The organism is Xenorhabdus sp. NBAII XenSa04, from assembly GCF_963866145.1.
Classification (GTDB): Bacteria; Pseudomonadota; Gammaproteobacteria; order Enterobacterales; family Enterobacteriaceae; genus Xenorhabdus; species Xenorhabdus indica.
The window spans coordinates 24,616-33,181 of record NZ_CAWMEB010000448.1 but is presented as its reverse complement, the minus strand read 5'-3'; the positions used below and the strand labels follow the sequence as shown (position 1 = coordinate 33,181).

The following is an 8,566-nucleotide window of genomic DNA, read 5'->3' as shown; positions in this document are numbered from 1 at the left end:
TATTTTGAAAGCTTATTTATTTTGAAAGCTTTTATTCATCATTATGATGTTAAAAATCTCATTTACTATCAGCAAATTAGTTTTTATAAATTTAGAGTTGTTATAAACAGATTTATGTTCAGCGATACTATTTTCATAAAGCTCAATTAACTCCTCAGCAGTCATTCTTTTTGATGGTTTGTGATAATAAAACCCGGCTGCTTTTGCACCTTTATTCCCAATTGTTCGCTGATTTAGAATGTGTTTTATCTTTATAATGTCCCGGCTTTTGATTAATTTTTTATCATATGCTTCGGTAAGAATATCTTGTGCTTCTTCAGTTTCACATCTTGCAAATTGCACTGCGAGATACAGAGGCAAATTCCCCCGTTCGACTGCAGAGAGAAGTTTATGCTCTCCCTTATCAAGAAGCATATTTATACTGCTCACCCAGTTCGATGAATACCCAGTAATCTCACTTATTTCGGAGTCTGAAAGTCCTCTGATTTTCATATCTTTTATTACCTGTAATAACTCATTGGAACGTGGTCTCCTCCTTGCAATGTTTTCAACCAAACTCATAACGTAAGCATCTTCTTCTGATACATCTCTTATAATTGCTGGAATAATGGTTTCACCTAATGCAACGAGAGACTCTATTCTCCCTTGACCACAAATTAAAGCATATTTGAAATCGTCTTCATCAATCGCTCTTGCGCTTATAGGCTTGCTTAATCCTCTTTTTTTTATGCTTTCCTTAATTTCTTCATGCACTACCTTATTTCTAGTTCGTGGGTTAAGAAATTTTATTTTTGCAATCTCAATTTGAATTATTGGGAATTCATTTGTTTCAGGCAGCATATAGTTCCCTCACTTTCATGCGAGTAATAATTTGTAGAAGTTTATCCAGATTATCAAATCTATAGAGATCTAATCGAATGTTGTTTGTTTCCGTCATGCACATTTTACTATATTCGTTTTCAATCTTTGGTATGATATAAAAATCAAGTGGTGAAATATTTTGTGAATCCATTCGTATAACAATTGTTATGTCTGCTTTCTGTGAGTTATCAAACCGGACTTTCCATCTAAGTTTACCTGATTTCATATGTATGCATTTAGTAATAAGGACGGAAATTAAAAGCTCATCATTGATGTAAAGCATTGGGGCATATTTATATTCGTCTATATAGCAGTTACTTTTTAAAATTTCCCCCTTAAAATCCTCAATTATGCCTGAGTAAAATGATCTTAGTGCTTCATTTATTTGGATATAGCTGTAATCATGTTCTGGCTTATAACCAATCAAAGTATATGCTCTTAAAAGACCACCAAATCGGGTTCTGTAAACAGAAGATGAAGGGCCTGTATCATCTTCATCAATGATAAAGCCTGATAGTTTTCCATTAGATTCTAATTTTTGTTTTAGCTTTTCTAAAAGCTCTTCATTAGTCAAATGTATGGATCGGAGCTGAATTATTTCTTGAGCTTTATTATATTTTTTCTTTGAAATAATGGGTTTATATGCCTTGTCACATCTAACCCATTCATTTTTGGGATTTTTTACAAGCCTACTTTTTAGTTTAGATGAAGTTTTGTTATATATGTTGTTTCCAATATATTTTTCATTTGTCAAGATTTGATGTATTTTTGCACGAGTCCATAATGTTCCATTTTCTGCAGGTATATTCTGTTCATTTAATCTCTCAGCAATAATGAATTCTGGCATGTTATCATCTATAAAGAGATCATAGATTCTATTTACAATTTTTATCTCATTTTTTGGTCCCGGAATTAATATTACCCTATCTGTTTGAATACTCTTTCTTTTGCGGAAGCTCAATATTTCTTTAGCTATGCCATTTTCATTTAGTAAATCTTCGAGGTGTATGATAATCGAGAAGAGATGTGAATTATTTAGCTGATATGACCGACAGCTTTCGTTATGTGGCCTCAAGGTACCCATTCGTAAATGGCTATGCTTAGTCCACATAGGTTAATAGTGTGATTATTAATTCTTTAACTAAATCAAGATAGTTAACCCATCATGGGAGAGTTATGCGGCAATAACTTTGTATTTTTGAGACGAAACATAGTCACTCCACCATTGCATGAGAACCACCCGTTCTGTGAGATACTCTGCACGATTGTAGGCTGCAATTATTTCATCTTTCTTCGAGTGGGCAAGGGCGGCTTCTAAGACATCAGTCCTAAATTTGCCAGACTCCTCAGCAGCCGTTCTAGCGATTGATCGCATACCGTGAGCTACAAGCTCACCTCCGAAACCCATACGGATTATGGCCGCATTAGCTGTTTGTTCATGCATGTGATTGAGTGGAGCTTTGATACTGGGGAAAACCCACTCTCTATGCCCGCTGATGGCTTTCATTGAATCCAAGACTCGCAAAGCTTCTTTGCTCAGTGGAACTTTGTGAGGCTTCTTCATTTTCATAAACTCCGCCGGGATGTTCCACATGCCGGTTTCAATATCAATATCTGACCATCTTGTGCGAACAGCTTCACCTGGGCGAACCCATGTGAGAAGTTGCCACTCAATCAGTAGCCTTGTTTCCAAACGGATAGAAGCATTGTTTAGAGCAACTAGGAAGCGAGGGAGTTCGGAAGGGGGTAATGCTGGCATATTCTGTTTTTTTGGCTTGCTGAACCGTTGCCCCAGGTTGTCTGCCGGGTTGAATTCTATGAGTTCTTCTGTTGCTGCATAGCGGAAAATTTCATTCAGGCGGGATATGATGCGGCGAAGTGTTTCAAGGACACCTCGTTTTTCTATGGGTTCTAAATGCTGTTTAAGCATTTTAGGGCGAATCTCCTTAATGGGGGTATCACCCAACGTGGGAAAGATATTTCTCTCTAGGCTTCGCCAGATGTCGTTAGCATGATCCTGGGAGATGCCTGACGTTTTGACTTTCTCATCAAGCCACTTCTTGGCTACTGCTTGAAATGTATGTTCCGTGGCATCTTTCAGGGCATTGGCTTTCTGGGTGTTATGAACTTGTGGGTCTATACCATTTGCAAGCAACGACAAGTATTCATCACGTAAAGCTCGTGCCTTCGCAAGTGTAAGGTGAGGGTAGGTTCCTAAGCTCACCTTAGTTCGCTTTTTGGTCACAGGCACTGCATATCTGAAATACCAATTTTTCTTCCCTCCCTTCGCCAAGGGAGCGATACGCAGGAGCAAACCATCGCCGTCAAAAAGGTTAACCTCTTTCTCGGCAGGTTTGGTGCTTTTGATTTCAGTGTCAGTAAGCTTCTTAGCGATTTTTGCCATTTTGGGACCCTCAAGTTTTGGACCCTTTATGTTGGGTCCCAAAAAGGGTGCCATAACGAGTAGTTTCTAGCAATTCTCGATAGACTACCATAGACGCAAAAAAGCCCGCAAAGCTTGTGCTGTGCGGGCTTAGTAGACTTCATTGTACTTCAAACAACTAAAAATTGGTGGAGCTGGCGGGAGTTGAACCCGCGTCCGAAATTCCTACATCCTTGGTACTACATGCTTAGTCTAGTCTTTACATTCGCTTGCCAGCTGCGGACAGACACGCCACTAACAAACTAGCCTGATTGAATTTAACGCTTCAACCCCAAGCAAGGCATCCACGCGATCTCTTTTGGGTTTGACCTCTCTTGATCCCCGTCCTAAGAGCGGAGGCTAGGGAGAGAGGGCTCTGCGCAGGTTATTAAGCTGCCAGTGCGTAGTTTTCGTCGTTTGCGACTATTGTTTTGCGGCTTTTTACGAGGCCAACCGCCCCTCGGCATGCACCTTGGGTTTCGCGAATCCCGTCGAATCCAGAATCAGCCCCAAGTATGTTAAACGCAAGTATATCAGAATACTGGGGAATAATGCTAGTGATTAACGCCCTGCATTCTTCATAATTCGTGCTTTGTCTAATTTCCACTCACGTTCTTTAATGTCTGAACGTTTATCGTGCGCTTTTTTACCTTTTGCAACGCCAATTTTGATTTTGCACCAAGCGTTTTTCCAATAAAGGGAAAGTGCAACGATAGTATAACCTTCGCGATTAATCCGTCCGTACAAGGAATCAAGTTCGCGCTTGTTAAGTAATAGCTTACGTGACCGTGTGGGATCACAGACCACATGGGAAGAGGCGACATTCAATGGCGTGATCGTGGCTCCAAAAAGATAAGCATCACCATCTTTGAGCAAAACATAACTCTCACTGATATTTGCTTTACCAGCGCGCAGCGATTTAACTTCCCAACCTTGTAGTGATAAACCGGCTTCGAATTCTTCTTCAATAAAGTATTCGTGACGGGCTCGCTTATTCATGGCAATAGTTGCCGAACCGGGTTTGTGTGCTTTTTTCTTTGTCATAATGCGTTGTATTATACTGTAAGCGTTAATGAAAGAAATCTATTCTGCATGATATTTAACGATAAGTGGACATTTATTGCTCTAAATCTCGTCGGGTTTTTATTTAACCACATTAAAGTGATACTATTCGGCGCTGTTACGTTTTACAGGAAATGATATGCCACAGATTAGTCGCTCTGCGTTAGTTCCTTACAGCGTGGAACAAATGTATAAATTGATCAATGACGTGAAATCTTATCCGGATTTTTTGCCGGGATGTGTGGGTAGCCGTGTCATAAGTAGCAGTGATAATGAGATGACGGCTTCTGTTGATGTCTCCAAGGCGGGGATTAGTAAGACGTTTGTGACGCGAAATACGTTATTTGATAATAAAAGTATCAATATGCAGTTGGTTGATGGCCCTTTCCGCAAGCTAATGGGCGGATGGCATTTTACACCGCTTAGTGAGGATGCCTGTAAGATTGAGTTACATCTCGATTTTGAATTTACTAATAAGTTGATTGAGTTAGCTTTCGGTAAGGTTTTTAAAGAGCTAACCGGTAATATGGTTCAAGCTTTTACCCAACGTGCACGAGAGGTTTATAGTGCCTGATATCAATATCGAAGTTATCTATGCTTTACCTGAACGGCAGTATCTGCGTAAGGTAAAATTACCTGAAGGTGCAACTGTCGAACTGGCAATTGTGGAATCAGGTATTTTAGCATTACGTAGTGATATCGATTTGGCTAAGAATAAAATCGGTATTTATAGCCGTCCGGCTAAGTTAACAGATACGTTGGAAGAAGGGGATCGTGTAGAAATTTATCGTCCCCTTATTGCGGATCCAAAAGAAATGCGGCGTAAACGGGCTGAACGAGCGAAAAATAGTGCTCAATAAACATCCATTTGTTACTTATGCGCCAAATAACTATCTGGCGCATAAGTAAAATCGCATACTTTATCCATTTTGAGGTAAAGTTTTTTCATTTTTGATATCAGTTAAAACACCATTGCTATCAAAAATGAGTGTCAGTGTCTCTTGTTTTACTTTCGCATGACCAGGTTGCTGACGGAAGATGTAGTACCAGGTTTGGCTCCCAAATGGGTCTGTCAGCATTGGTGTTCCCAAAGTGTAAGTAACTTGCTGTTGGGTCATCCCTTTATGAATTTTTGATACCTCAGCCGATGTCAGGTAATTCCCTTGATTAATATCAGGACGATAAACAACTCGCTCAAACATGGAGCAACCCGCAGTTAGCATAACCAACGATACAGTAGCGGCAGTCAACAATTTACAGCGCATAGTAATTACATTCCTTTAGGAGTCAGGCCGTCGATAATAATAAACATTATAGAGTTTGAAAACCTTTATGCCATTTACCTATATCTTTAATTTTGAAATCTGTAAAATATATGACTTCAAGCATACAAAAAAGTTGTATACACGTCGTCTTTCAAGTTACAGCTTTATTGACTGCATCTTGAAATCCATAGGGTATTTAATTTATGCCTCTAATAGTTCTTTTGCATTAGCCAACGTGTTTTTTGTAACTTCACTTCCTGCCAGGAGACGGGCAAGCTCCTGAAGACGGGATTTTTTGTCCAATAGCTGCATTCGGGTTTCTGTTTCTTCTCCGTCAGTTTGTTTGCTGACGTAAAAGTGTTGGTGACCACATCCTGCAACTTGCGGTAAATGTGTAACACACATAACCTGGGTTGATTCACCTAATTCACGAAGAAGCCTGCCTACAATCATTGCTGTTGGGCCACTGATACCAACATCAACTTCGTCGAAAATTAATGCAGGAGTTTCCGTTTTTTTAGCGGTAATAACCTGAATAGCCAGAGCAATACGAGAAAGCTCACCACCTGAAGCCACTTTCGCCAGTGCTTGATGGGGCTGCCCAGGGTTAGTTGTAACGTTAAATTCCACCTTGCTGGCTCCATCAATATTTAAATGTTCAGGTTCGAATATAACATCAATGGTGAAACGCCCATGAGGCATGGAAAGCTGGTGCATACTGTTGGTGATAAGATGGCTTAATTCAAGGGCGTACTGTTGGCGGACCTGATGCAGTTTTTCTGCAACGTTGAGTGTTTGTTGATAGTGTAAACTAACAAGTTCACTGAGATGAGCACAATCATCTTCTTGCTGTGAAAGTTGGTGTTGTTCTTCCAGAAGCTGCTGGTGTAAAGCTGGTAGTTCTTCCGGAGAGACATAATGCTTACGCGCTATACTGATTTGTTGCGATATTTTTTGTTCTAATTCAAACAGGCGGTTAGGATCTAATTCCAGTTGATCTCTGTAATGACGCAATTCATCACTGACTTCACTGATTTGGATAGCAGCTTCTTCCAGCATGTTGAGTGATCCACTGAGTTTATGATCCATACTGGCAAGGTCAGTCAGTTCATTTCGTGCGTAACTGAGAAGGCTAACGATATTTTGTTCATCATTGTCACTTAATATCTGGAGAATATTTTGGCTGGCAGACAAAAACTGACCGCAATTTGCCAGGCGCTTATATTCGCTGTCCTGCTCTTGATATTCACCAGCTTGAGGCGCAAGTTCATTCAGTTCTTTCAGATGATATTCCAGTAGTTGCTGTCGAGAGCGACGCTCAAGTGCTTGTTGTTGGAATTGGGCAAGTGACTGACAGCTTTGTCTCCATTGCTGATATGCCTGCTTCATTTCATTCTGCAACACAAATTCGCCGGCATAGATATCCAGTAAATGTTTTTGATGGCGATTTTCTAAAAGCAACTGATGGGCATGTTGCCCGTGGATTTGAATCAAGTGTGAACCTAATTCACGAAGTTGGGAAAGGGGAACCGCAGTACCATTGATAAAACCACGGGAGCGGCCGTCTGCGGTAATAGTACGCCGTAGCAGGCACTCATTATCATCATCAAAACTACCGTCGAGCTGATGCGTTTCTAGCCATTTACGGGCAGAAGGAGCATCGGACAGCAAAAAGCGGGCACAAATGTCAGTACGAGGAGCGCCAGTACGAACCATATTCGCTTCGCCACGATTACCGAGGCATAAACCCAGTGCATCAATTGCAATTGATTTACCTGCCCCGGTTTCTCCTGTGATAGTTGTCATTCCTGAGCGAAAATCAATTTCAAGTTCGCGAACAATGGCAAAATTACTGATGGTCAATTGAGCCAACATCGTGCTCCTCCTACCTTTTCCTATACTTAAGACCATGTTTTTATAATGAGTTCATGATATAAGTTCATGTTCCTGTGTATAAAAACATGTCTGTTCTTCCATACAGTATAAACTGGTTTTTTATACAGTAAAGTAGGAAAGCTGGGTTTTTAGAACATTTTTTTCGACCAGCCTAGTTTAGTACTTAGTGTATTGAAGTAGTTATAATCTTTCGGGTGGATTAAATGCAGGTTATATTCACTGCGTTTAATGATAACTTCTTCACCATCCTGGATTGGTAAGACAATCTGGCTATCGCAACTGACTTCGTAATCACTGCTGTTTTGGGCAAATTTCAGACGAATGCTACTTCCGCTACTGATGACAAGAGGACGAGCAGAAAGCGTGTGTGGAAACATGGGAACCAACACAATAGCATCCAGGTTTGGTGTCAGAATTGGCCCACCGGCTGATAGAGAATAGGCTGTAGAGCCGGTAGGTGTTGCTATGATTAAGCCATCTGAGCGTTGAGAAAATGCAAATCGCTCATCAATATAAACTTCAAAATCGATCATATGGGCAACTTTTCCAGGGTGCAAAACGACCTCATTCAGTGCTGTACTGTGCCGTGGTTTCTGACCTTTTTTCGTGACTTGTGCTTCCAGTAAAAAGCGTTTTTCATCCCGATATTCTCCATTGAGAACTTCAGAAAGTTGTTGCAGGGCATTATCGGGATCTAGATCCGTCAGAAAGCCTAAGTTACCACGGTTAATACCAATGACTTTAATATCATAGCGTGCCAATACTCTGGCGGCTCCTAGCATATTTCCGTCACCACCAACGACAATCACCAAATCGGCCATTTTGCCAATTTCGGTTAGTCCTCCGGTCTGAGCGCCTTGTAAGTTAATATCTTTTGCAACTTGTCTATCCACAATTACACAGTAACCTTTAGATACCAGCCAGTGATACAGCATTTCATGGGTGGTTAGTGCTTCAGGATGACGTGGCCGACCGACAATACCGATGCATTTGAATTCATTATTTATTGCTGTTATTTCCTGCAGCATATGGTTTTGCCCTCACAATATGATGTGTTCCC

General features: G+C 40.6%; 7 protein-coding genes, 1 other RNA gene and 2 pseudogenes. 2 read left to right on the top strand and 8 right to left on the bottom strand.

What is annotated here, in order from left to right:
* Window positions 1-18: 18 nt before the first annotated feature.
* The 5 genes and pseudogenes from AAC147_RS19555 to smpB form a co-directional block, all read right to left on the bottom strand.
* A pseudogene (locus tag AAC147_RS19555) lies at window positions 19-840 on the bottom strand (ParB/RepB/Spo0J family partition protein); the annotation flags it as partial.
* Window positions 830-1,855 (bottom strand): annotated as a pseudogene (locus AAC147_RS19550) (recombinase family protein); the annotation flags it as partial. The pseudogenes AAC147_RS19550 and AAC147_RS19555, both read right to left, overlap by 11 nt.
* Before the next feature lie 180 nt (window positions 1,856-2,035).
* The gene (locus AAC147_RS19545; protein ID WP_047684078.1) at window positions 2,036-3,265 is read right to left on the bottom strand and encodes an integrase domain-containing protein; all 1,230 of its coding nucleotides are present in this window, start codon (window positions 3,263-3,265) and stop codon (window positions 2,036-2,038) included.
* Between the two features lie 165 nt (window positions 3,266-3,430).
* Window positions 3,431-3,794, bottom strand: a transfer-messenger RNA (tmRNA) gene (gene ssrA, locus AAC147_RS19540).
* A gap of 50 nt (window positions 3,795-3,844) precedes the next feature.
* Window positions 3,845-4,327, bottom strand: a complete 483-nt coding sequence (smpB, locus tag AAC147_RS19535) for an SsrA-binding protein SmpB (protein ID WP_038259640.1) — start codon at window positions 4,325-4,327, stop codon at window positions 3,845-3,847.
* 157 nt (window positions 4,328-4,484) lie between these two features.
* Here smpB and AAC147_RS19530 point away from each other — a divergent pair, with 157 nt between their 5' ends.
* Entirely contained in the window at window positions 4,485-4,919 is a 435-nt protein-coding gene (locus tag AAC147_RS19530) for a type II toxin-antitoxin system RatA family toxin (protein WP_047684070.1), read from the top strand.
* A complete protein-coding gene (locus AAC147_RS19525; RefSeq protein ID WP_047684068.1) occupies window positions 4,912-5,205 on the top strand; it encodes an RnfH family protein in 294 nt (97 codons plus the stop codon). The genes AAC147_RS19530 and AAC147_RS19525 overlap by 8 nt, the downstream gene beginning before the upstream one ends.
* Before the next feature lie 60 nt (window positions 5,206-5,265).
* Here the strand turns inward: AAC147_RS19525 and bamE are convergent, their stop codons facing one another.
* The 3 genes from bamE to nadK form a co-directional block, all read right to left on the bottom strand.
* Window positions 5,266-5,610 (bottom strand): outer membrane protein assembly factor BamE, encoded by a 345-nt coding sequence (gene bamE / locus AAC147_RS19520; RefSeq protein ID WP_047684066.1) that lies wholly within the window; start codon window positions 5,608-5,610, stop codon window positions 5,266-5,268.
* 201 nt (window positions 5,611-5,811) lie between these two features.
* On the bottom strand, window positions 5,812-7,485 hold the full coding sequence (gene recN / locus AAC147_RS19515) for a DNA repair protein RecN (protein ID WP_047684063.1): 1,674 nt from the start codon (window positions 7,483-7,485) through the stop codon (window positions 5,812-5,814).
* A 149-nt stretch (window positions 7,486-7,634) separates the two neighbouring features.
* Window positions 7,635-8,513 (bottom strand): NAD(+) kinase, encoded by an 879-nt coding sequence (gene nadK, locus AAC147_RS19510; protein ID WP_187650104.1) that lies wholly within the window; start codon window positions 8,511-8,513, stop codon window positions 7,635-7,637.
* Window positions 8,514-8,566: the final 53 nt, after the last annotated feature.

Bases quoted from the DNA above. Each gene is read 5' to 3' on its own strand.
- recN (WP_047684063.1), bottom strand. From the start codon at position 7,485: ATGTTGGCTCAATTGACCATCAGTAATTTTGCCATTGTTCGCGAACTT.
- AAC147_RS19530 (WP_047684070.1), top strand. From the start codon at position 4,485: ATGCCACAGATTAGTCGCTCTGCGTTAGTTCCTTACAGCGTGGAACAA.
- AAC147_RS19545 (WP_047684078.1), bottom strand. From the start codon at position 3,265: ATGGCAAAAATCGCTAAGAAGCTTACTGACACTGAAATCAAAAGCACC.
- smpB (WP_038259640.1), bottom strand. From the start codon at position 4,327: ATGACAAAGAAAAAAGCACACAAACCCGGTTCGGCAACTATTGCCATG.
- bamE (WP_047684066.1), bottom strand. From the start codon at position 5,610: ATGCGCTGTAAATTGTTGACTGCCGCTACTGTATCGTTGGTTATGCTA.